Here is a 21,960-nt window from a genome sequence, read left to right on the forward strand (position 1 = left end):
TTGCCTCTTTGCGCTAACTTAAATAGAGCGCCTTCCGGTCTCTGGCACTCGAAGCGTCAGCCTGAGACGTCGTCGCACTGGCCTATGCTCAAACGCATCGCAAAATTATCATGAATGTGCATAACATCAGAGATATCGACTGACTGCCTCACGGCCGGCTGGGCGGCAACTTCACTGTAATCTCAGGGACGGGGCGCGCGGTCCGCGCGCCTCAGCGCTCACGCCAGCCACGGCGGTCAGTCGCAGGCCAGCCCCGCCTCCACCGGCGCGTCTTCACAGCGGATCTCCTCCAGCGGCTGCGCCTTGACCACGCTTTCGGCGAGGGCCCCGCGCAGCGCCGTGCGGAGGGCTTCTTCATAGGTCGGATGATAAAAAGGCGTTCTGAGCAATTCCGGGAGCGTGGCGCGCTGTTCCAGCGCATAGGCGAAAAGATGCGCCATATGCTCGGCTGCAGGCGCGAACATTGCGACGCCCAGCAACTTCGCCGTGGACTTTTCTGCGTAAACGCGAATAGCGCCCGCGGCGGTACGGGCCAGCAAGGCTCGCCCCTGGGCCTGGAACGACGCCGCCCCGACTGCGATTTCCGCCTCGCGACTTGCGAGATCGCGCCAGCTTTCGCCGATCTCCGCGATTTGCGGATCGGTGAAAGTGATGCGCATTTGCGTCCGCCGCCGGAACTGCGCGTCTTCGCCGCGAACCGCGTTGTAGCCTGCGATTCGCCCTTCGTCGGCGGCTTCGTGAAGCAGGGGACGCAGGCCGGTCACGTCGCCAGCCAGATAGATTTCGTGTCCAGGAACTTTCAGCCGCGTCTCATCGAGTTCGGGTCGGCCATTCTTGCAAAGCTCCAAGCCGATTTGCTCCAGGCCGAGATCGCCGAGATTCGGTTGCCGTCCTATGGCGACGAGCACGTAATCGACCATCGTCTCGCCCCCTTCCCATTTCATCGACACGCCGCCCGGGCCACGTACCGGCTTGGCGGCGCTGAAGACGATGCGGAATTCAGAGCGCATCGCCTCGATGACCCGGTCCAGGAGCGCGGGATCGGACACGCCGCCAAGGTTTCGCGAGAGATCGAATCCGGTCACCTCGACGCCGAGTCGGCCAAGCGCCTGGCCAAGCTCCAGCCCAATCGGCCCGAGCCCGACAATGGCGATGCGGCGGGGCAGATCTTCGAGTTCGAAAAAATCGTCCGTCGTGAGGATCCTGTCGCCGCATGCGGCGCGCCAGTCCGAGGGAACCAGCGGGCGGGTTCCCGTGGCGATGATCGTCGCGCCGGCCCTAAATTCCCGTTGCCCTGCGCTCAAGGTCCCTTCGGGCGTGAATCGTGGCGCATGGGGAACGAGATGCGTCTTTCGCCACGGCTCCATGTCTTTCAACACGCCCGCGACAAATCTGTCGCGCAGAAGACGCGCTTCCGCAAGGATCGCGCCGCCCCGCGCCGAAAGGCCTCCGGCGCCAATGATTCCGAGCTGATCGAAATGGAATCGGCGGTGAAAATCATATGCGGACTGGACGAACGCTTTGGACGGCATACAGCCGACGCGCGCGCATGTCGTTCCCAGAGGCCCCGGGTCGAACACGCGATAATTGTCGGTCCGCTTCGCTACTTCGGACCGCGCGGAGAGGCCCGCGGTGCCGGCACCAATGATGGCGACGTCAATATCGTGGACCGGCATTCCATCCTCCAGCCGTGACGCTCGGACGACCCCTTGCACGCAAGCGGATCACACACCGGATCGCATCTCATGGGCCGATCACGACGAGTCATGCTCGCCTACGGGTCGATAGTCCTTTCGCCCGTCTGCGAGACCTGTTTTACCCGTCTTCTGCTCGGGCTTGACAAGAACGGTCGGGTGACGCTGCCTCTGGAAGTAGATCAGCCGGTGGTCGCTCGCCATTCTTTCCGACGGCTCCCCGTGTTTGAAAATCAGTTCAACCGGGCATTTGAACCTTTTCGTCGTCCCTGAGTCCTTGCCCTTTGCAAGGCCGTTCACTCGTGCTCCGAATCTCCAGCAGGATCATTAGAAGCCGAGGTGCAGAAAGCCGAAATCGCCGATGACGGAGCGACCGGGAAGCCCCCGCAAGCCGGTCGCTCACCGAAGCGGCGATCGGCGGCGGCGTGACCGGTCGCTGATCGGAGCTGCCGCAAAGGTCGGGGAGCCCCCGCTATCTGGGGGCTAACCGCCTATGTGTGCCAGCTAGCCAATCCTAAGCCGACAGGGGCTGGCCGTCGGGGCCGCCAAAGCTGTCTGCTGTGGCTGGCGATCCTGGCGATGGTGTGCTGGATTTTGCCAATCGTCGAGATCACGACTGACCAAAAAAGAGGTGACGCCCGGGGCATGAGAGTACTAGGCTGCAGGGTGCATTCACGGGAAGTAACGTAAGCTTTTCGGAGGCCGGCCGCCGATTTTGTAAGTTCGTCCCGCTCGACGCGGACAGGAATAGCCACATGGCATATATCTCAACTAAGGAGTCTTGAGCTTCCTAATCCAAGACGCCGCGGAACAGATCCAGCTAGATCCTCGGCGAGCCGAAGCGCGGATCGAAGAATAGCTGCTTCATTCTGAGCCGCAAATCCCTGATCCTGCACCGCGCCATCCTGGCAATACAGGGGGTCAGGCTAGAGGGTGTTATGTACTTTAGTGCCTGATTGGCTTAGTAGAATCGGATGGCTCCGATTCGCAAACCTTATCCATCTGATGTCACCGACGAAGAGTGGTCGCTGGTTGCGCCGTATCTCACGCTGATGGACGAAGGCGCCCCACAGCGTCAACATTCTCTCCGCGAGCTGTTCAACGGCCTGCGCTATGTTCTGCGCTACGGCATCGCATGGCGCGCCATGCCCAACGATCTGCCGCCCTGGTCCGCCGTGTATCAACAATCGCAGCGCTGGTTGGCGGCGGGCGTGTTCGAGGCGCTTGCGCAGGATCTGCGCGGCTTGTTGCGCGTTGCCTCCGGGCGCGCCGCAGAGCCGACGGCAGCGATTATCGACAGCCGCACCTTGCGCTCCACCCCGGAAAGCGGCCCGCGGGCGGGCTATGACGGCGCCAAGCGCAAACGCGGCTCCAAGCTACACTTGGCGGTCGACACATTGGGCCACTTGCTAGCGCTGCATGTCACGCCAGCGAATGTCGATGACCGCGCGGAGGTCGGCAAGCTCGCCGCCGCTGTGCAGGAGGCGACGGGTGAGAGCGTAGAGCTCATTTATATCGATCAGGGCTACACTGGCGAGAACGCAGCCGAAGCGGCCAAGGCGCAGGGCGCCGAACTTTGTGTTGTCAAACCCGCCGAAGCGAAGAAGGGCTTCGTGCTATATATACATATATATATATATATAACGTGCTCATGCCGCCTTCTCCCCTGGAAGCATCCCGCGCACGCATCGTCCTTGACGCCCGCGCGGGATGGACGCTCTTATTCCGCCGGCCGTAGTCCTAACCCCACTATTGGTGTTTCTTCATTACTCCTGTTATCTCTATGCTTCTCCCCATTTGGCGCCGTTGCGTTTGTTCCGCTTGCGGAAGAGACCATGAAGCGCGTCGCAATCCAACAGCAACTCGCCGCCGTCCGCCCTGAGATCTTTTTCCAGTTGGCAAGGAGATCCAGGCAGGCGTTGGTCGATGTGGCTCAGATCGTGCACCTGGAGGTGAGCGCGGGCGCGCTGAGGCAATTGCTCGAACGCCGCGGCAAGCGTCGGCAGGCGGATGAAAATGCCGGGGCCCTCAAGCTGACAATTGCCCGAAGCCCGACCAGATTTCTCGTTCTCTTCCGACCGAGCAGCGTGAGGCGAGAAGTGACAGCCAGGTCTCGAACTAGGTCGGGAAGTGCGACTCGATCTCTCGAGAGAAAGCCGTTCATGCTTGTCTCCAGCGCGATCAAAACGCGTCTTGTCTCAGTCAAGGAGCACGTCTTCGCGTCCTTCGCCGTTGTGCTCGTCGCACTGCCGCTCTCCATGGGCTTGGCGTTCGTGGCGGGCTATCCATTCAAAAGCGCGGCGGCGGTTGGCCTCATCAGCGGCGCGACTAGGGGAGTTGTGATCGAGCTGCTTTCTGAAGGCGCGCCGCAGGCGCAGGAAATCGCCGATCGCTTTCATATCCTGCAGAACCTGCTCGAAGCCGTCCAGACGCAACTCGGCCGTGCGGTAGGGGCTTCCGCACGTCCATTGCTACCGGTGGACGGCGAAGAGGTTGCCAGCGTGAGAGATAAGCATGGCGGCGCTGAACAGAGTTGCAAAGCTGTCCCTTTCCGTTAGGCTAACTCGTGCTATGCCCTATGAACCACCAGCATCGCGGACCTCTGTTGACTGCGAAGCCGACCTTCGGTCCCTGCGGGCGCGTTGTTCATCATGGATGAGCGGCAGCAATGCGTTTTCATGAATCCGGCGGCCGAGAACCTGACCGGGTTCACGCTGGCCGAGGTGGGAGGCCGCCCGCTACATGACGTGATTCATCATACGCGGCCGGACGGCTCGCATTTCCCGCTGGAGGAGTGCGCCATCGACCGTGCCTTCCCCGAACGGGCCCAGATGCAGGGCGAGGAGGTCTTCGTTCACAAGGACGGGCACCTTTACCCCGTCGACTACACCGCCAGCCCTATTCTGGAAAGTGACAGACCAGTTGGCACCATCATCGAGGTGCAGGACATCACCGCGCGCAAGCGCACCGAAATGGGGCTAGCCCGCAGCGAACGGCGATACCGCTCCTTTGTCGAAGCCTCGGCCCAGGTTGTCCGTCGTCAGATGGTTGAGACACTTTTGGCTTTTTCGGGCGGAGGCTCTGGCTCACTCGGTTGCAGGTTGCATTATGCGGCTTTCAGCTGATGCTGCAAGCGACGATTGTGGATAGTGAGTTTTTTGATCCGTTCCCTTTCCTCCAAGATCTGCTGACCTCGTCCAAAGTAGACGGCTGCCGGCGTGAGGTTGTTCAGGCTCTCATGCAGACGACAGTAATTGTAGCTCTCCGAGAAGGCGGTGATCTCGGCCTCCAGTTCAAGAGGTAGATAATAGTTGTTCAGCAAGACTCTGTTTTTCAGCGTCTGATGCCAGCGCTCAATCTTTCCCAGCGTCTGAGGGTGATATGCGCGCCGCAAATATGTTCGAGTGCCGACGCGTGTCGCGGCGAATATCCCGGATCATGTCTTCCGCCGGCGGCTTGCCGGGCACGGTTTTCTTCTGTCTCATCTTCGCTCCTTAAGCGCTACGATGAGCCAGAAACCCTCCCTTCCTCGATCCAAAATTGTCTCAGGGGTGCTGAACCGGGACATTCGGCAACGCCAGCGCGTTATCTGAGCCTGAAGTTCTACAGGCGTGTCTTGCGCTGGAAGATCGCGAAGTGTTCGTCGGTATGAGCTATGCCGAGAACGCGATCGAACCTGAAAATGAGTGCATATTGCGTAACCCGCCTCTCAACGAAACTACTGAACTCGTCTCATCCCGCTCGACCGCCAGGATCGTCAAATTAGCGGGGGCGCCCGTGCGCTGCCTTTTCCATCCCGCAACGTGCCGCACCTCAAGAGAGCGCGCAATTTCCGCCCCTTGCACCGAGAGTTAAACAGACCCACCCAAGATGGCTCCCGACAACATGGATGGAGCCGAGATAGTACCTCCCTGCAAGTGGTCTTGTGGGCGCTCCCCAACCTTGTTCTACGGCGAGGTGCGTCCGCACGGCCCATCAGAGACAAGCACTCGATAACGCTGCAAAATAACGATGACGGATCCAGCGTCATCTTGAAAAAGCTCCGGACTATTCGTCCCGAGTCCCGGACTGAATCACCAGTCGAGAGGAATCACAAGCGACCCCATACTCGCTGCTTCTCGGGTCGACTAAAGCGAATACAGATCAAGCGCACCAGACAAGCGCGTGCGATAATGTTCGAGCCGCGCGAAATCCTCGTCTGAGGCGGCCCGCTCCACATAAGGCACGTAATTTATGATATTGATCGCTTTGATGATCGGCGCCATTTCGCGAACCTGATTCTCCATCAGGCCATAGCCCAAGAGAAACTCTTGCTTGGCGTCGACCGAAAGATCATGAAGCGCTAAAGAAAGATCCCAATAGGGTGCCACATTTGAGGCGCAGCATTCCCAGTCAATCACCGCCGTGATTGCCCCGGACGAGTCGGCAATCACATTCTTCAACCGCATATCACCATGGTTGAGGACGGGTGTTGGATCCCAGCGCTCCATTTGACGAACGACCGAACGCAGGCGTTTAAGTTGATCCCCCGTGAGCATCTTCAGCTGATCGAGCAGCTGGACCCGCGCATCGGCCTTCAATTCTGTGTTGAGATATTCCCTCCAGTTCTCGTTGCGCGAGAGTTGATTGCCCGACCAGTCGAACGTATGGCCAAAGCTCGACGTCTTGACAGAGTGAATGAGAGCCGTCAGACGGCCCATTTCGCGCAGGATCCTCAAGCGTTCAGGATGATGAGTCGCTTCAAGTCCCGCGACCTTAGGGAGAATCATATAGGGTATTCCGATAATGTCGGTGCCGACCTCAAGGATCTTCGCCGTGGGCACGCCGGCTTCGCTAGCCTTGGTGACGGCCCATTGCTCTTTGAGAAAATCCTTCAGCTTTCCCAGATCGGCGTTCATCCGGACGATGAAATCGCCCAGCTCATGATGGACTTCGAACACGAAATTGCTGAGGCCGCCGGCGCGCGCCACTACGCGCTTCGGCTTCGATCCAAAGTGATGCTCGATGACTTTAATCGCATAGGATCGCGCCTTCCTCGAAGTGATTGCCGACTCTTGCGCCGCGCTCATTGGGGGGCCTCGCTCTCCAGTCCGGCAAGGCGGAACAGCAGCTCGCCGAGTTCGTGCGAACCTGCAATCTGCACGGTTCGCAGCAATCCCTTATATTCGAGATCCGTTGAACCGACATGAACGGCGAGGCCGACGCCAGAGAGGAATGAATCCATGGCCGTATCGCCGCAGCCTACTGAGGCTTGCAGGTCGACCCCGAGCCGCTTTGCGACGGCGCGCACGCCGTACAATTTATCGACGCCCCGACGCGTCACAAAATTCGATCGCTTGGCATGCTGATAGGCCATCAAACGATCCTGAGAAGCTTCCACCAACAGAAAGATCATGCAGAGGTCGCGCGCCAGTAGAGCAGCCCGAAGATCCTCAAACGGCGCACATTCGATCGACGATGCGCTCGCGTATTTCGCTCGTAGATGCGGGACTTTCTCCTTGACGGGCGTCCAGATCGTTTCCCCGACTCTCCAGTCCCGCGCATAGTAGAAGACGAGCAGTTCGTTGACGCCATTTTCGAGTAATCCGCGCACCCCTATAAGCAGCTCATCGATTTCATGCTGTTCGAGCGGAAACGCTTCGAGTTCCTCAAAAACGATTTCATCAACCGCATTCTTGTTGAGATAACCGGCGACACTGCCGTTGAGCGACACGATGGGGAGCGGCGCGTTTGTGATTGCATACCACTCCCGCCCGAAGGTGCGGATAACATTCAGCGGAAACCGTAACGTATTCAGCACAATCGGCCGGCCGAGATCGTTGAGGCGCTTCAAGCCGCGAGCGACTGTATCAGGGATGACGACACGCCCTTCGAATTCATGCACCGCGGTTCCATCAAGATCTGTGATGAGCGCGCCCGTCCTGGCGAAGTCGGCTTCGGCCAGAAACGCTTTTAGCTCTTCATGGATCTGCCTCCTAAGCGCCATTAGCATTCTCCTCGGGGAGCCGGGTATCCCGGCGTCGGCGTGTTCCACAACGCGCCCCGCTCGCTCAGCGGCATTCCGGGCGCAGACATATACCGACATGAAACCTGGCAAGCGCATCGCGGCGATCGCTAGCGTCGGCACTTCACGCGCTTCTTTCTTGATACCGGTTCGGCTCGCGATCTTTTTGTCAGATGCGGAATCGTGAGAGCAGTCGCAGCCCCGACGTGGTAGCACCCGAGCCCTCACGCTTCTCCGACCCTCTCAACTTCTGATGTCGCCGAGCTTCACCTGCCAAACCTCCTAGCCGCATTTGGGTCGAGTGCCAACGTGTGGTTGTCGAGCGTCCTTTGCGGCCAATGAGACAACTCGAAGTCTGATCGCGCGGTTCCCCAGGCCAAGCCAAAAGATGATCGACATGACCACTTGTTTGACTGACCGGAACGCCCAGATACCCTTCCCACACTTCTCCGGGTCCTATGCTTGGTGGGTGCCCGGCGGCGGAAGCTGTTGAGAAGTCAGAAGGCTGTCCGGTTTCGCACCCGAGCCGGGCGGCCTTGGTACCTTCCGGGTTGCTGCTATCGCCACATGCAAGAAGGCGAAGGTCATTACGGGAAGTTCATTACGGACTGAGCGCTCCTGATAGTCCAAGCATCGATAATAACCATTACGACTACGATCAAGATCGCCCTGTGAGGGATAAGAAGTAGAGATTTGATGGAATCCAGCTTGTCGGCGTCAAACGGGCCGTGACCCATGCAGGATGCATTTCACCAATCACCGCCGCCTTTGCCGCCGGGCCTCATGCTCTCTCGAGCCGCGAACAGCGAATTCGCCGTTGAAGCCAATTTCTCTCTCCATGGGGGCAACCTCCCACTCGAACTCTCTCGGGTTGCCAACCGAAAGCAGCGTTGCCGGATTCGCGGTGTTGCTGCTGAAGTTCGTAGTTTACATGGCTATCATCGGCTTTGTGATTGTCTACGTGGCGAGAAAACTTTGAACCGGGAATTTGGCTGCGTCGCTGACGCATTGGCGTCCCCATGCATTTTGACGCGCCGAGCGCGATGATCAGGCGATCGCAAAACGCGTGCGCGAGCGCCTTTCCAGCAGGGCCGCGACCGAATAGAGGCCTTTGAGGCCGAGAGCGACGAATAGGACGTCAAGGAACGGCGAAGCCATCCAAGTCTCATTCAGGATTTGACCAACGGCGCTGAACACGCTCCCTAAACAGTAGACCGGCAGAGCGTGTCGTCCCAGAAGTGACACCGCAGGATAGAGACGCGTTCCCTGTAGCCGCATTGTTACGCCTGAGAAGTATATGACGTAGGCCAGCGCCAAGAAATCAACGATACGGACCGCGCCGAGCTGAGTTTTATCCCAGTCGAGATATTCCCCGGCTGCGTCAACCAGACCGGGGATGAGCCCCAACCCGTTCGAGACGATGATCGCCGCGATAAGCGTAAAGAGATGCGCCAACCAGTAAATCAGCCGACCAAGAGCAGCTTCGCGCTGCGCTGTGGTGAAACCACAGAACATCCCCAGAGCGAACAGCAATTGCCATGCGAGCGGATTGAAGTACCAAAACCCTTCGTCTGGCCAAGAGGGCACGTTAACGCCGAGCGCCCGTGTTGCGGCATATAGTGCCGCTGACAATCCGAGCATTTTCCAGGGAGACTGCAGTCCGACGACAAACAGCGCGGGCGCGAGTAGCATAAGTGCGACGTAGAGCGGCAAAATATTGAAATAGCCGATTTGATGCGTGAGCATCAGAACCCCGATCATGCCTCTCAGCGGGTCCGAGAAAGGGGTTCCGCGCCCATGTTCGGCGAGGAGCGCCTCTTGCCCGGTAACCGCGGCTGTAACCCCGAAAAGAAGCAGAGCTGTGACCGTCAAGATGAGGTGGACCTGGTAGAGGCGGAGCGCCCGTTTCAGGACCGACGAAACAGCACGGACAAGGTCCCGTGATTCAAATCGTCTTTTATAGGCGATTACGACCGAGAGGCCTGAAAGGAAAACGAAGGCTTCCGCCGAGTCGGAGAAACCGAAATTGCGAGGGGTCAGGTTTCCCAGCACGTTTCCGGGAATGTGGTTGATGAAGATTGTGGCCAGCGCCGCGCCGCGCCAAAAGTCTATCGCATCGATCCGCTCACGCATGGCGGCCTTAGCTTCCCATCGCCCGTTAGAATCGAAATTACGCCGCAGGAGAGAAGATTAGTGACCCGAACCCGGCCAGGCAATGGCCTCAGGGCGAGGCTCCAGGCCTTGAACGCCCGTCCTCGGCTTCACCGCCTTTCTTCGGCAGGAAGCCAAACCGTTGCAGTAGGATCGGCATGGTGAGGCCCTGGACAACGATCGAAAAGCCAACCACGCCAAAGGTCACGACGACGATTTCGTCGCGCAGGGGCAGGGCAGCCGGTAAGGAGAGCGCGAGCGCGAGCCCGAGGGCGCCACGGAGCCCTCCCCACCACAGAACATGCTGTTCAGGAAAAGCGATGATCCAGCGCGACGGCAGAAAGGCCAGGCTGATCGGATAGACCGCTAGGGCGCGCCCGATAAGAGCGATGAGAATTCCTCCGGCGAGGAGCTTGGGACCGTATGATTGGAACGGGGCGCCGGCGACGTCCACGCCTATCAGCAGGAACACGAACGAATTTGCCACGAAAGCCGCATACTCCCAGAACGAGACCACGAATTCGCGGCCCTTTCGGGTGAGATAGCTTTTGCCCTCGGCGCTCAACAAGCCGAGGTTTCCCATCATAAGGCCCGCCGTGACGGTCGCCAGCACTCCCGAAACGTGCAAATGCTCGGCGACCAAAAAAGAACCGAAGGCGGCGATTGTCGTCAAAGCCGCTTCCACCAGGTGCTCCGAGGCCCGCCCCGCGAGAAGGATGGCCGCGCCGCCACAGACAATCCCTACGCCGACGCCCCCAAGGACGATGCGCGCGAGCGTGGCCGCTGTCTCCCAGCCCACCTGCTCGAGGCTTCCCGCCTGCGCCCATCCCAGAGTCACGGCAAAGAGAACGGCCGCCGCGCCATCGTTCATGAGGCTTTCAGCCTCCACAAGCAGACGCACCCGCCCATGAACGCCATTGTCCTTGAACATCGCAATAATCGCCACGGGGTCGGTCGCGGCGATCAACGACCCATAGACGAGCGCGGATGTGATCGGCCATCCGAGAAACCAGCTCATTCCCGCGCCCACTGCCGCCGCTGCAATGATTGTTCCGAAAATCGAAAGGAATAAGAGTGGCGGAGCATCCCGTCGCAGCTCGCGCCAGGGAATGTTCAGAGCGGCCTCGAAAAGGAGAGGCGGCAGTATCAAATCGTAGATCAAATCGTGAGTAAGGTGCTGCCCGAGGTCCGTATCGGAGAGCGTCAGAATCCCGCCCACAACCACCAGCCCGACGGTATACGGCAATTTTATCCGTCGCGCGGCAATGGCGACGATCATCGCCATGGCCAATAACAGGACAACCTGTCCTATCCTTTCCTCCATCTCAACTGCTTCCTCGTAGGGGCGCCAGCATTCGCGCAGCGTAGCAAGCGTGGTCAAAACAAAACCAGCCCACTCAAAAAACGCAATGCCTCTCTAAAGCTGACGAGCCAGGCTCTCTCGGGGTATACCGCAAATCCCTTTGAGATTTGAGCCCGCCAAAAACCTTCCACAAGAAAGCCGTAGGGCGACTTTCGAACTCACACTGCCACTTGCCAAGTCGTCTTTTCGTCGCTCGCGGCGTGGCCCCTCGGCGTGCCGCCGCTTTACGTGCGTGGCTGCAATTCGAAAGATCGAAGCAACCATCCAGAAGACGCTCGATCTCCTAGGCAGGCAAACGCCAAAAAGCGCTTTCTCCGGCAGGCGCCGAAATTGGAGCTCCGATGGGGAACCACCGACGGAATCGAAGACTTTTTCCGTATCGAGAGAAGGAGGTTTTGGTGCTCTCTGGCCCTGAGTTTTGGAGCGCCGTGATCGCGCTTCTATTCGTCCCATTGGCATACTTGCTGCGCACCATCGTCGATGAGGAAGCGCAGCAGGATGCCCGTCCTTGGAAATGGGGCGAACGGCGGCGCAGGCCCCCTCATGAAGCGACATGGGGCCGCCACGAGTATCTCCTCGCCCTAACGGGACTCACTGTTCTTGCCACACTCACGTTTGCGCTTTGAGCAACGCTGCCGCAATTTGGGTGGGCGGTTTGAAGCGTCGGCATTCGAGTCTTTCACTGTGGCGCGCGTTCCAGCTCTTGCAGCGCCCGGTCCGCGATGGTGGTGGCCGCGCGACGTTTCGCCTTGCCAAATGTAATCGCTTCATGCAGCCGGGCGATCGCCTTCTTCACGTGGGCACTGGGGCGTTCGCGTTGCGCCGCGTTTGCGTGTTCTAGGGGGTTTGTCGCATGCAGGACCAGAGCGTTTGGCTTGCCTTCGCGTCCAGCGGCGACGGCTTCCCGCGCGTGAACGATCGCCTCTGAGAGATGGTTCTCGATTGCAGAGGCAGGAGCCGGCGCCATCACCTGAACCATGACAAGTCCAAACAGTGAGATAATCAACTTGCGGAGCATCTTCTCCTCCACTTGGTCTTCCCTTGAGCTAGCGTTCAAGGCGCAGTTTCCAACCGTGGACCGCGCAGTGGTTGGCGCTTTCATGGAAGCGGACCTTTAGCCGGAGCAAAGGTCAATCTCTGGGAATGTCTTTCGTTCACACGGAAAACAGTCGGACGCCAATTGGTCGAAACCCTGCAGACTTTCAACTGGCGCCGTCAGGCGCGACTTCAGAGGGCCCGCGGAAAACTCACAAGCCTGAATGGAAGCGAGCGCCGTCGCGACGCCGGTCTGGAGGAGCATTTCCTCATCGGCGCCCTTCACTCTGATGCGCGTCAACGGACCATCCTGCAGATAAAGCGCCATGATCTCCACCTGACACCAGATGCGGCGATACACTGGCAAGGACGCCGGGAAGTAGACGACCGGCGCTCCGTCGCTACGGAGTAGCTCAATTCGGTCGGCGGCATGGTCGCTCGCTATATGCGCCCCCAATGCGGCTGCTTCCGGAGCCTGTCGAGATCATCAGCAGCGTATGCGCCGCGCCATAGCGCTGGAAAGTAAAAAAATCCGAAACCAGTCTTAGCCCAGCGATTCATCGGCGTCGAATAACAGCTTTAGAAATTTTGAATTACCCAAGACGAACCTTCTGTGACATCTCCTTCGCTACCGAACCAGCCACAAGGATCCCTGGGCTGCAAAAGGAGGATCGTCGCGTGATCAAACCCTATCTGATCATTTCGATCGCCGTAGGCCTATTGAGTCAGCCGGTCCTGGCGGCAGAACCATTTATGGACGGCGCGCCGGGCCATTGCTTTCTCTGCGGGCTGATGACGCCCAGACCTTCCGTCAAATCGCAACCTGACAATTGCCCGAAGCCCGACCAGATTTCCCGCTCCCTCCCGCAGGAGCGGCGCGAGGCGAGAAGCGACAGCCGCGTCGTGGACTAACGCGGGCGGAGCGAAAATCAATGAAGGGAAACTTTCATGCTTGTCTCCAGCGCGATTCAATCGCGTCTCGTGTCGATAAAGGAGGACGTCTTTGCGTCCTTCGTCGTGGTGCTCGTCGCGCTGCCGCTCTCCATGGGCTTGGCGCTCGTGGCGGGGTACCCATTTGAAAGCGCGGCGGCGGTTGGCCTCATCAGCGGCGTGATTGGCGGCGTCGTGGTCGGGCTGCTCTCTGGTTGTTCCCTCCAGGTGAGCGGCGCGGCGAACGGCGCCGCGGTCATGGCGGCAGTGTTCATTCGCGATCTGGGCTTCGAAGCCTTCGCGCTGGTCGTGGTTCTGTCGGGGCTGATCCAGATCGCTGCTGGCGCGCTGCGCTTTGGACCCGTGTTTCGCGCGGTCTCGCCGGCGCTCATTCAGGGAATGCTCGCGGGCATCGGTCTTTTGATCTTCGCGTCGCAGTTTCACGTTATGGTCGATGACACGCCGCCCGGCGTCGGGCGCGAATTCTCGGGCGTGGTCAATCTGTGGTCGCTGCCAGCGGCGATTTGGAAAGGCGTCTCCATGGACGCGCATCGCGCGGCGGCGCTGCTCGGTATGCTCACAATAAGCGTGATCCTGCTGTGGCCGCGCATTGCGCCGAAACGGCTTGCGTTCCTGCCCGCGCCGCTGCTCGGCGTCGGGCTGGCGACCTTTGCGGCGTGGTTGTTCGGCGCAGACATCAAGTTCGTTCCCGCGCCGGACGATCTCCTCGCCGCCATTTCACCGCCGTCGCCGCAGTCGCTCCTCCGGCTTGGGGAAGGCGGGCTGTGGCTCGCGGCCCTCTCCCTCGCCTTCGTCTCCGGCGCGGAATCTCTCCTCACGGCGACCGCTGTCGACACGATGCAGCGCCGCACGCCGCGCACGCGTTACAACAGGGAGCTCGTCGCGCAGGGCGCCGGCAACGTGCTTTGCGGCGCGCTGGGCGTGTTGCCCATCTCCGGCGTGATCGTGCGCAGCTCCGCCAATGTCGCGGCCGGCGGTCGGACAAGGCTCTCCACCATTCTGCATGGTGTGTGGATTCTGCTGTTGATCACGCTCGCGCCCGACGTCCTGCGTCTCATTCCCGTCGCAAGTCTGGCGGCGGTGCTGGTCTATGCGGGCCTCAGCCTCATCAAGTTCGGCTTCCTGCGATTCCTGTGGCGCGAAGATCGCATCGAACTCGGCATTTATGCGGCCACGCTGGTGACGGTGGTGGCTACCGATATATTGACGGGAATTGCTGTCGGCGTCGGCCTCGCCGTCGCGCATCTCTTCTACACCTTCTCGCACCTTCACATCACCATTGAAGAGAGTAACGGCATGGCGGTGATCCGGCTCGAAGGCGCTGCCACCTTTATACGCCTGCCAACTCTCGCCGCGGCCTTCGAGCAATTGCCTCATGGCGCCCGCGTTCACCTAAAGGTGCACGAACTCAGCTATATCGATCACGCCTGCCTTGATCTCCTCGCCAGTTGGGAGAAGGATCTCAGAGCGGACGGCGGCGAGCTGGTGCTGGATTGGGACGCGCTCAATGGTCTCTTCCGCGAGCGGAACAGACGCAACGGCGCAAATGGTGAGAAGGCCAGGAAAGACAGCAGTAGTGAAGAGCCCATAGCGGACGTCGGATTGCGGCCGGCGGAATAAAGAGCGCTCATCCCGCCCGCTCGTCAAGGACGTTGCGTGCGGGATGTTTCCAGGGGAGAAAGGGGCTTGCGTACCTCATATTTCATCCGGCTCAGCGACGACTGTGATCGTGTCGTCGGGCTCAGGGGCGTCAGCCAGACCGCCCTGCATCGCGAGGATGGCGACGATGGCGTAGCTTCGCGCCTTGCGCTGCGTGGTGATCGCGTAAAATTGTTCGACGACGTCCGAGATCTCGCCCACGAATTCGAGCGAATATTGCCGCTCGACGGTCTCTCGGACGATGGTTGGCGCGACAACGAGCCCAATCCCATCTTCGGCGAAGGTCTTGAGCAGTGCGCTATCCTCGACTTCAGCGACGATTTCGGGCCTGATTTTTCGATCTTCAAACCACTCGTCGAGCGATCTGCGAATTTCGATATTGGTCGTCGGCAACAAAAACGGCGCATTATGCAGAGAAAGCGGGAAATTGCGGCGGTAGCGCGCCGCCGTTTCCTTCGCGCCAAACACCGAAATCGTCGATTGGCGGATCAGATGGTTATACACCCGGGAGCCGCTCGCCGAGGACGCCGGCGCGTCCGACAGCACGAGATCGATCCCGTGCAGCGCCAGTTCTGCCAGCAGTCTCTCGCGCTTGTCCTCGTAGCACATCATACGGATCGGTTCGTCGAGACCGAAGGCGGGCTTTACCAGCTGATAAACGACCAGCTTGGGCAGCGAATTCACGACCCCGACGTTGAGGCGCAGACGATTGGCGGCGTCGCGGTCGTCGAGCGACGCCGAAAGCTCCTCACCCAGCCGAAAGATTTGCTCGGCGTAGCTGAACACCTGCCGTCCCGCTTCCGTCAGGGTCAGTCTGCGGCCGTCCTTGTCGAAGAGCTGGGAGCCGATCGACTTCTCGAAGGCCGAAAGCTGACTGCTGATCGTCGGCTGCGAAAGCCTGAGCTTTTCCGAGGCGCGTGTGATGCTGCCGTGTTTGGCGACGATCCAGAAGTAGTAAAGGTGCTGATAATTCAGTCTACCCACCTTCGATCTCTCCAACGGCATGATTTTTTTCCTGAACAGCAGCGCAACTCACAACGCGATGCTCGACCTCAACCGCGCTTCTGGACGCGGCAGCGCGCTCAAGCCGTCACGGAAAAAGTGATAGTAAGCGCGCAGGCGAGCGGGGAGCAACCGCCGCCCAGTCTATAGCAGCTATAGGTATCTGGGGAGGCCTTCCGGTATCGCGTTTCCCTATTTGCTCTCAAGCGTGGCGTCACCCGATCATTTGGCAGGCGTCTTAAACGAGACAAGGCAGGGTGCGTGAGGAGCTTCGCGCCTTCGCTGCCGAATCTTCAGCGGACCCTTCGGATCATGCCCGCCCGTCCAAAGTCTCGCGCAATGCCTAGATGATTTAAGGGGCACGTTCTACTGTAGCGGAGCCCCTTCACAAACGGCCAAGCAGGCGACGGCGGCGGCGCAATGAATCAGGAGCATCATGCAGGGACTGACAACCCTCGAGGCGCGTGCGCGGCTCGCCCAGTTTGGACCGAACACATTACTAGAAGCGCGACCGCCCTCCTTTGCGGCAGTCTTCCTCAGACAGTTTCTCAGTCCGCTGATTTATATTCTCGTCGCCGCCGCGGCCGTCGCAATGGTGATCGGCGACGCGAAGGACGCCGCCTTCATCGGCGTCGTATTGATCATCAACGGGATCATCGGCGCGGTTCAGGAATATTCCGCGGGTCAGGCCGCGGCCGCGCTGCGCCAGCAGGATCAGCCGCACGCGCTCGTCCTGCGCGACGGCGTCCAGCAGGAAATCGACGCGCGAGATCTCGTGCCGGGCGACGTCGTATTGCTCGAGGCCGGCCGCCGCGTGCCCGCAGATCTGCGACTGATCGAAGCCGTCGATTTGCGCTGCGACGAATCCCTGCTGACCGGGGAATCTCTTCCGGTGAAGAAGCAGGCGCCAACAGCGGCGAAAGAGGGACAGCGTGACGGCATGGCCTTCGCCGGCTCCATGGTCACGCGCGGGCGCGGCGTGGGCGAGGTGACGGCGACCGGTCTTGCGACGGAGGTTGGCAAGATTGCCGGCGAGCTCGCTAAGCCGTCGGCCTCGCAGCCGCCGCTCATCATCCGGATGGAGCGGTTTTCGACGCTCATCGCGTTTCTCGTCGGGGCCGCTGTCGCTCTGCTCATGGTGATTGGCTATCTGCGCCACATGGGGCTCGTCGAGCTCTTCATGATGGCGGTCGGCCTCGCCGTCTCGGCGATTCCAGAAGGGCTTCCGGTGGCGATCGCCGTGGCGTTGGCCATCGGCATGCGGCGCATGGCCAAGGCGAATGTGATCGTAAGAAAGATGGCCGCCGTGGAGTCGCTTGGCTCCTGCACCCTGATTGCGACCGACAAGACCGGCACGCTCACCCGTAACGAACTCACCGTCACCGAGGTCGTCCTGCCGGACGGCTCAATTCTCTCTCTGCAACCCGGCGAGGGCGTCGAGTCCTATTCTTTCCGCGGCGCGGCGCCGAACGAGCCGGCCGATCTCCTGCTCGCGGCGCTGCTGCGGGCGGCGGCGCTCCCCAATGAGGCGGAGATCCGGCGCGAGAAGGAAGAGATCAGGGGCGTCGGCGACACGGTCGACGTCGCCCTGCTCGTCGCCGCGCACAGAAGCGGCGTTGCGCATGAGATCTGAAAGCGCGCTATCCGCTGGTGAAGCGCATCCCCTACGAGCCCGACCTCCGATATGCGGCGTCGTTCCATCTCCACGAGGAGAAAGCAGCCGTGCGCGTCTTCGCCAAGGGCGCGCCGGAGACGCTCATCGCCATGGCCGGCCGCATGGATGTCAGCGGCGCGCTGGTCCCAATCGACCGCGACCCGCTCTGGCGCCAGAAGGACGCGCTCTCGGCCAGAGGTCTGCGCGTCCTCGCCTTCGCGGAAGGCGAGATCGCCCCGGAGCCGGACCTCGGCTATGGCCCGCGCCATCTGGAAAACCTCGTCTTTCTCGGGCTCGTCGGCATGCATGACCCGCTGCGGCCGGAAGTCCCGCGCGCCATAGGCGCCTGCCGCGACGCCGGAATCGCCGTGGCGATGGTGACCGGCGACTCTCCCGGCACGGCCGCGGCCATCGCCAGAGAGGCGGGCATGGCTTTTTCGCCGGACCAGGTCGTGACGGGCGACGAGGTGCGGCGCACCGAAGAAGCGGGCGAGGCGTCGCTCGACGCGTTGACCGAGCGCGCCCGCATCTACGCCCGCGTCGAGCCGATCCAGAAGCTTGCGATCGTCCTGTCGCTGGCGCGCAACGGGCATTTCGTGGCGGTCACAGGCGACGGCGTCAACGACGCGCCGGCGCTCAAGCATGCGCATGTCGGCGTCGCCATGGGCAAGCAGGGCACCGACGTCGCCAAGGAAAGCGCCGACATCATCATCGCTGACGACAATTTCGCGTCGATCGTGCGCGGAGTGATGGAAGGCCGCGTCGCTTACGCCAACATCCGCAAGGTCATCTTCCTTCTGGTTTCGACCGGCGCCGCTGAACTGCTGCTCTTCCTGCTCGCAATCCCCGCCGGCCTGCCGATGCCGCTGCTGCCCGTGCAATTGCTGTGGCTCAACCTCGTCACCAATGGCGTTCAGCATGTCGCGCTTGCCGCCGAGAAGCCCGAGGGCGACGAGCTGACCTATCCGCCGCGCAAGCCGGAGGAGCCGATCTTCGACCGCGTGATGATCACCCGCAACGTCTATTCGGCTCTCGTCATGGCAGGCGTCGGCTTTGGCCTGTTTTACTGGCTTATCGCGCAAGGCTACGAGACCAGCCACGCCCGCAACCTGCTGCTTCTGCTCTTCGTCATCTTCGAAAATTTCCAGGCGTTGAATGCGCGCTCGGAACATCACTCCCTCTTCCACAGGGGGCTCTTCTCCAGTCCGCTGCTCATCGCCAGCATCGTCGGCGCGCAGGTCATTCACCTTGCGGCCTCGCATGTTCCCGGGCTCGCCGACACGCTGCGCATCTGGCCGCCGACAGTCGCGGAATGGGGCGCGCTGCTCGCCGCGGGTTCGTCGCTGCTCGTTGTCATGGAGCTCGAGAAATGGTGGACCGAGCGCCACAAGCGCCCGAAGACGCGGCCCGAGCCAGAGGTTGCTGTCGCCCCGCCGTCTCGATTGCGCCGCTACGCGCCTCTCGCCGCGAGCGCCGCGCTCGTCGTGGCGGTCGCCGCTGCCGGGACGCTTTATTGGCAGACGCTGCGCAAGGCGCGGCCCGAACTCGCGACAGTCGAGCGCGGCAATGTTGTCCGCACTGTTGATTTAACGGGCGCCGTCGTCGCCGCGCCGCTGGTCGAGGCGGCGGCGCCTGTCGAGGGAAGGATCGAGGCCGTCGCGTGCGGCGATGGCGACCAGGTCGAAGCCGGGCGGGTCTGCGCCAGGATCATTCCGCCTGACCGCCAGGCAGAGGTCGACCGCGCGCGCAGAGCGCTCGCAGCCGCACAGGCCGCGCAGCGCAACAGCGCCGCCGCGCTGGAACACGCGACATCGGCGAAAACTCGCGCGGCGGCGGCGCGCGCCAAGGCGCGCCTGGCGCGGGCCCAGGCCCTCACGAGCCGGCGCGAAGTGACGCTACGCGCTGCGCAGGAGAAGGGCGCGCCGGTCGTCGCACCCTCCGGAGGGATGATCAGGGGGAGCCGGATGGAGAACGGCCGCGCTGCTAGCGCGGGCGAAACCTTGTTCGGAGTCGCGGGGACTGACAGAGCCTTGCATATCGACGTCGTCCCTGAGGCGGGAGCGACTCTGCAGGCGCGACCCGGCGCCCCAGTGACGACGACCTTCGCGGGCGATCCCTCGCAACAAGTCGCGGGCAAATTACGCACGGCCATGCCCACTGAAGAGGGCGCGAGGATTGTCGTCGAAGCGCCGACACTGCCCTCTGCCCCGCCGCCCGGCGCGGCGGCAAGGGTGCGTATAGAGCTCGACCGGCGGGAGGATGCGCTGCGCGTTCCGAGCCGCGGCTTGCAATACAGCCCCAGGGAGGGCGCGTCGCTTCCGCCGCCGTCGGCTGGATGGGCGCGCGTGTGGGCTTGGCGCGATGGCGCGATGACGCCCGTTGATGTGAAGCCAGGTCTCGACGACGGCGCCTTCGTCGAAATCAGGGGCGGTGCGCTCAAGGCAGGGGATCGGGTCGTCGTCAATGGAGCAAGCCAGGCTCCACAGGAGCCTTGACCAAGGCGGCAGAAAATCAGGCAGGTGGCGTCTGATCAAAAGCAGCTCTGGGAGGACCCGATTTCTAGGGCGTGGGTTCCTCAGAGACCCGCCCTTATGATAATTTAGGGCGTCCGCTTTGCCCTCGTTTCGAACCAGGTGAGGCTCGGCCTTCCCTTGTTCGCCATAGCTTTCGCGGGGTTGGGCCGATGGACTGTGCAAAGAAACGTGAGCTGTACATGCCGATCTCAAGCTTCAGCCGACGCGGCTGGCGCGACGCCCGAGCCGTTGTCTGGCCCCGACGGGCTTTCTTGCAGTCCTTGATTCTGATGGGGCTGACGATGCCTTGCTCTGCTCTTGCAGCCGATCAGCGGGGGCGCGGCCTGTGCTCCGCAGCCCCGGTCCGTCTCAAGGCGTCCGGCCCCCTAAAACGGACAGCGGCGCGCTTACGGGCAAAGCTGCCTGTGCATGTCCTGGCGATCGGTTCATCCTCGACGCAAGGGATCGGCGCATCTTCGCCGGCGTTTTCCTACCCGGCCCAACTTGAGTCGGCTCTCGAGCTCAGGTTTCCGGGTGTGGACGTTAAAGTCGTCAACGCCGGCATAGCCGGCGAAACCGCCGATCGTACTCTTGCGCGGCTTGACGCGGAACTGGAACGAACCAAGCCAGACCTCGTCCTCTGGCAAGTCGGCACCAACGACGCATTGTCTTCCTCAGTCACGGAGCCAGCTTTCGAAGCCACCATCGAGCGCGGCGTTACGTCAATCGAGCGGCATAAGAGCGACGTCCTTCTTCTCGACCAGCAGTTCACAAAGAAGGTCAATGACCCGGATCGTTACGAGCGCTTTGTCGCGGTTCTCGACCGCGTCGCTAGGAAAGAGCATGTCTGTCTCTTTCCCCGCTACCGTCTCATGAAAATGATGGACCAATTCGATGGAGATGGCATAGAGCTTATGCTCGCAGCGGATGGCTTCCACATGAATGACGCTGGTTACGCCTGCGTCGCCGATCTTCTGGCCTTGAACATTCAGGAACTGGTCGCGCAGCCGGATCAGTGAGCCCGTCTACGGCGAGCCAGCCTGTTTTCGTAATTGCAACCCACATCCGGCACTGCTAGAATTGGAGGGTGTTATGCACTCTGGATCATGAACTCTGCGGCGCGTTTGAGCCTGAGACAGGCGAAGGCGACGACGTGGAGTCCTGCGAGAGTCTGGGCATAGCGCTCGTAGTCTTTGACGAGCCGCCTGCATCGGGTCGCCCAAGCAAATGAACGTTCGACCACCTAGCGCTTGGGCAACAGCACGAAGCCCTTCTTCGCTTCGGCGAGTTTGACAACACAAAGTTCGGCGCCCTGCGCCTTGGCCGCTTCGGCTGCGTTCACGCCAGTGTAGCCCTGATCGACATAAATGAGCTCTACGCTCTCACCCGTCGCCTCGTGCACAGCGGCGGCGAGCTTGCCGACCTCCGCGCGGTCATCGACATTCGCTTGGAGCCACGTTTGCGCTTGGCGCCGTCATAGCCCGCCCGCGGGCCGCTTTCCGGGGTGGAGCGCAAGGTGCGGCTGTCGATAATCGCTGCCGTCGGCTCTGCGGCGCGCCCGGAGGCAACGCGACAAGCCGCGCAGATCCTGCGCAAGCGCCTCGAACACGCCCGCCGCCAACCAGCGCTGCGATTGTTGATACACGGCGGACCAGGGCGGCAGATCGTTGGGCATGGCGCGCCATGCGATGCCGTAGCGCAGAACATAGCGCAGGCCGTTGAACAGCTCGCGGAGAGAATGTTGACGCTGTGGGGCGCCTTCGTCCATCAGCGTGAGATACGGCGCAACCAGCGACCACTCTTCGTCGGTGACATCAGATGGATAAGGTTTGCGAATCGGAGCCATCCGATTCTACTAAGCCAATCAGGCACTAAAGTACATAACACCCTCTAGGGCCCGCGCGGAGCCCCGCGACGCGTCGCAGCGCCGATCG

13 protein-coding genes and 5 pseudogenes are annotated in these 21,960 nt (G+C 61.2%); 7 read left to right on the top strand and 11 right to left on the bottom strand.

What is annotated here, in order from left to right:
- Nucleotides 1–236 precede the first annotated feature (236 nt).
- A complete protein-coding gene (locus RVU70_RS19735) occupies nucleotides 237–1,676 on the bottom strand; it encodes a dihydrolipoyl dehydrogenase (protein WP_363351539.1) in 1,440 nt (479 codons plus the stop codon).
- A gap of 992 nt (nucleotides 1,677–2,668) precedes the next feature.
- Between RVU70_RS19735 and RVU70_RS19740 the strand changes: the two are divergent.
- Both RVU70_RS19740 and RVU70_RS19745 read left to right on the top strand, forming a co-directional pair.
- Nucleotides 2,669–3,391: pseudogene (locus tag RVU70_RS19740) on the top strand (IS5 family transposase); the annotation flags it as partial.
- Nucleotides 3,392–4,345: 954 nt separating this feature from the next.
- Nucleotides 4,346–4,819 (top strand): PAS domain S-box protein, encoded by a 474-nt coding sequence (locus RVU70_RS19745; RefSeq protein ID WP_363351541.1) that lies wholly within the window; start codon nucleotides 4,346–4,348, stop codon nucleotides 4,817–4,819.
- Here the strand turns inward: RVU70_RS19745 and RVU70_RS19750 are convergent.
- The 8 genes and pseudogenes from RVU70_RS19750 to RVU70_RS19785 form a co-directional block, all read right to left on the bottom strand.
- Nucleotides 4,801–5,094 (bottom strand): annotated as a pseudogene (locus RVU70_RS19750) (integrase core domain-containing protein); the annotation flags it as partial. The gene RVU70_RS19745 and the pseudogene RVU70_RS19750 overlap by 19 nt on opposite strands.
- An 81-nt stretch (nucleotides 5,095–5,175) precedes the next feature.
- On the bottom strand, nucleotides 5,176–5,388 hold the full coding sequence (locus tag RVU70_RS19755; RefSeq protein WP_363351921.1) for a transposase family protein: 213 nt from the start codon (nucleotides 5,386–5,388) through the stop codon (nucleotides 5,176–5,178).
- A gap of 433 nt (nucleotides 5,389–5,821) precedes the next feature.
- Nucleotides 5,822–6,763 carry an aminoglycoside phosphotransferase family protein gene (locus RVU70_RS19760; RefSeq protein WP_363351543.1) on the bottom strand — a complete coding sequence of 314 codons (942 nt, stop codon included), beginning with the start codon at nucleotides 6,761–6,763 and terminating at the stop codon, nucleotides 5,822–5,824.
- Nucleotides 6,760–7,680 carry an HAD family phosphatase gene (locus RVU70_RS19765; RefSeq protein ID WP_363351545.1) on the bottom strand — a complete coding sequence of 307 codons (921 nt, stop codon included), beginning with the start codon at nucleotides 7,678–7,680 and terminating at the stop codon, nucleotides 6,760–6,762. Before RVU70_RS19765 ends, RVU70_RS19760 begins: the two co-directional genes overlap by 4 nt.
- A 1,065-nt stretch (nucleotides 7,681–8,745) precedes the next feature.
- On the bottom strand, nucleotides 8,746–9,831 hold the full coding sequence (locus tag RVU70_RS19770) for an OpgC domain-containing protein (RefSeq protein WP_363351547.1): 1,086 nt from the start codon (nucleotides 9,829–9,831) through the stop codon (nucleotides 8,746–8,748).
- Between the two features lie 88 nt (nucleotides 9,832–9,919).
- Complete coding sequence (locus RVU70_RS19775) at nucleotides 9,920–11,230, bottom strand: sodium:proton antiporter (protein ID WP_363351549.1); 1,311 nt, start codon at nucleotides 11,228–11,230, stop codon at nucleotides 9,920–9,922.
- A gap of 661 nt (nucleotides 11,231–11,891) precedes the next feature.
- The gene (gene smbP / locus RVU70_RS19780; protein ID WP_363351551.1) at nucleotides 11,892–12,230 is read right to left on the bottom strand and encodes a small metal-binding protein SmbP; all 339 of its coding nucleotides are present in this window, start codon (nucleotides 12,228–12,230) and stop codon (nucleotides 11,892–11,894) included.
- A gap of 96 nt (nucleotides 12,231–12,326) precedes the next feature.
- Nucleotides 12,327–12,704, bottom strand: a complete 378-nt coding sequence (locus RVU70_RS19785) for a hypothetical protein (RefSeq protein ID WP_363351553.1) — start codon at nucleotides 12,702–12,704, stop codon at nucleotides 12,327–12,329.
- A gap of 221 nt (nucleotides 12,705–12,925) precedes the next feature.
- On the opposite strand from RVU70_RS19785, the gene RVU70_RS19790 reads away from it, so the two are divergent.
- Nucleotides 12,926–13,159, top strand: coding sequence for a hypothetical protein (locus RVU70_RS19790; protein ID WP_363351555.1), 234 nt, complete (start codon nucleotides 12,926–12,928; stop codon nucleotides 13,157–13,159).
- 36 nt (nucleotides 13,160–13,195) lie between these two features.
- Nucleotides 13,196–14,818 carry a SulP family inorganic anion transporter gene (locus RVU70_RS19795; protein ID WP_363351557.1) on the top strand — a complete coding sequence of 541 codons (1,623 nt, stop codon included), beginning with the start codon at nucleotides 13,196–13,198 and terminating at the stop codon, nucleotides 14,816–14,818.
- 75 nt (nucleotides 14,819–14,893) lie between these two features.
- Here RVU70_RS19795 and RVU70_RS19800 read toward each other — a convergent pair whose 3' ends face one another.
- A complete protein-coding gene (locus tag RVU70_RS19800; protein WP_363351559.1) occupies nucleotides 14,894–15,841 on the bottom strand; it encodes a LysR family transcriptional regulator in 948 nt (315 codons plus the stop codon).
- A gap of 454 nt (nucleotides 15,842–16,295) precedes the next feature.
- Here RVU70_RS19800 and RVU70_RS19805 point away from each other — a divergent pair.
- The 3 genes and pseudogenes from RVU70_RS19805 to RVU70_RS19815 all read left to right on the top strand — a co-directional run.
- Nucleotides 16,296–18,922: pseudogene (locus RVU70_RS19805) on the top strand (cation-translocating P-type ATPase); the annotation flags it as partial.
- A 264-nt stretch (nucleotides 18,923–19,186) separates the two neighbouring features.
- Nucleotides 19,187–20,008: pseudogene (locus tag RVU70_RS19810) on the top strand (efflux RND transporter periplasmic adaptor subunit); the annotation flags it as partial.
- 188 nt (nucleotides 20,009–20,196) lie between these two features.
- Nucleotides 20,197–21,045 (top strand): SGNH/GDSL hydrolase family protein, encoded by an 849-nt coding sequence (locus RVU70_RS19815; protein WP_363351561.1) that lies wholly within the window; start codon nucleotides 20,197–20,199, stop codon nucleotides 21,043–21,045.
- A 71-nt stretch (nucleotides 21,046–21,116) separates the two neighbouring features.
- Here the strand turns inward: RVU70_RS19815 and RVU70_RS19820 are convergent.
- Nucleotides 21,117–21,872, bottom strand: a pseudogene (locus RVU70_RS19820) (IS5 family transposase).
- Between the last annotated feature and the right edge of the window lie 88 nt (nucleotides 21,873–21,960).

Origin of the sequence: Methylocystis echinoides, from assembly GCF_040687965.1 — a bacterium.
Lineage (GTDB): Bacteria > Pseudomonadota > Alphaproteobacteria > Rhizobiales > Beijerinckiaceae > Methylocystis > Methylocystis echinoides_A.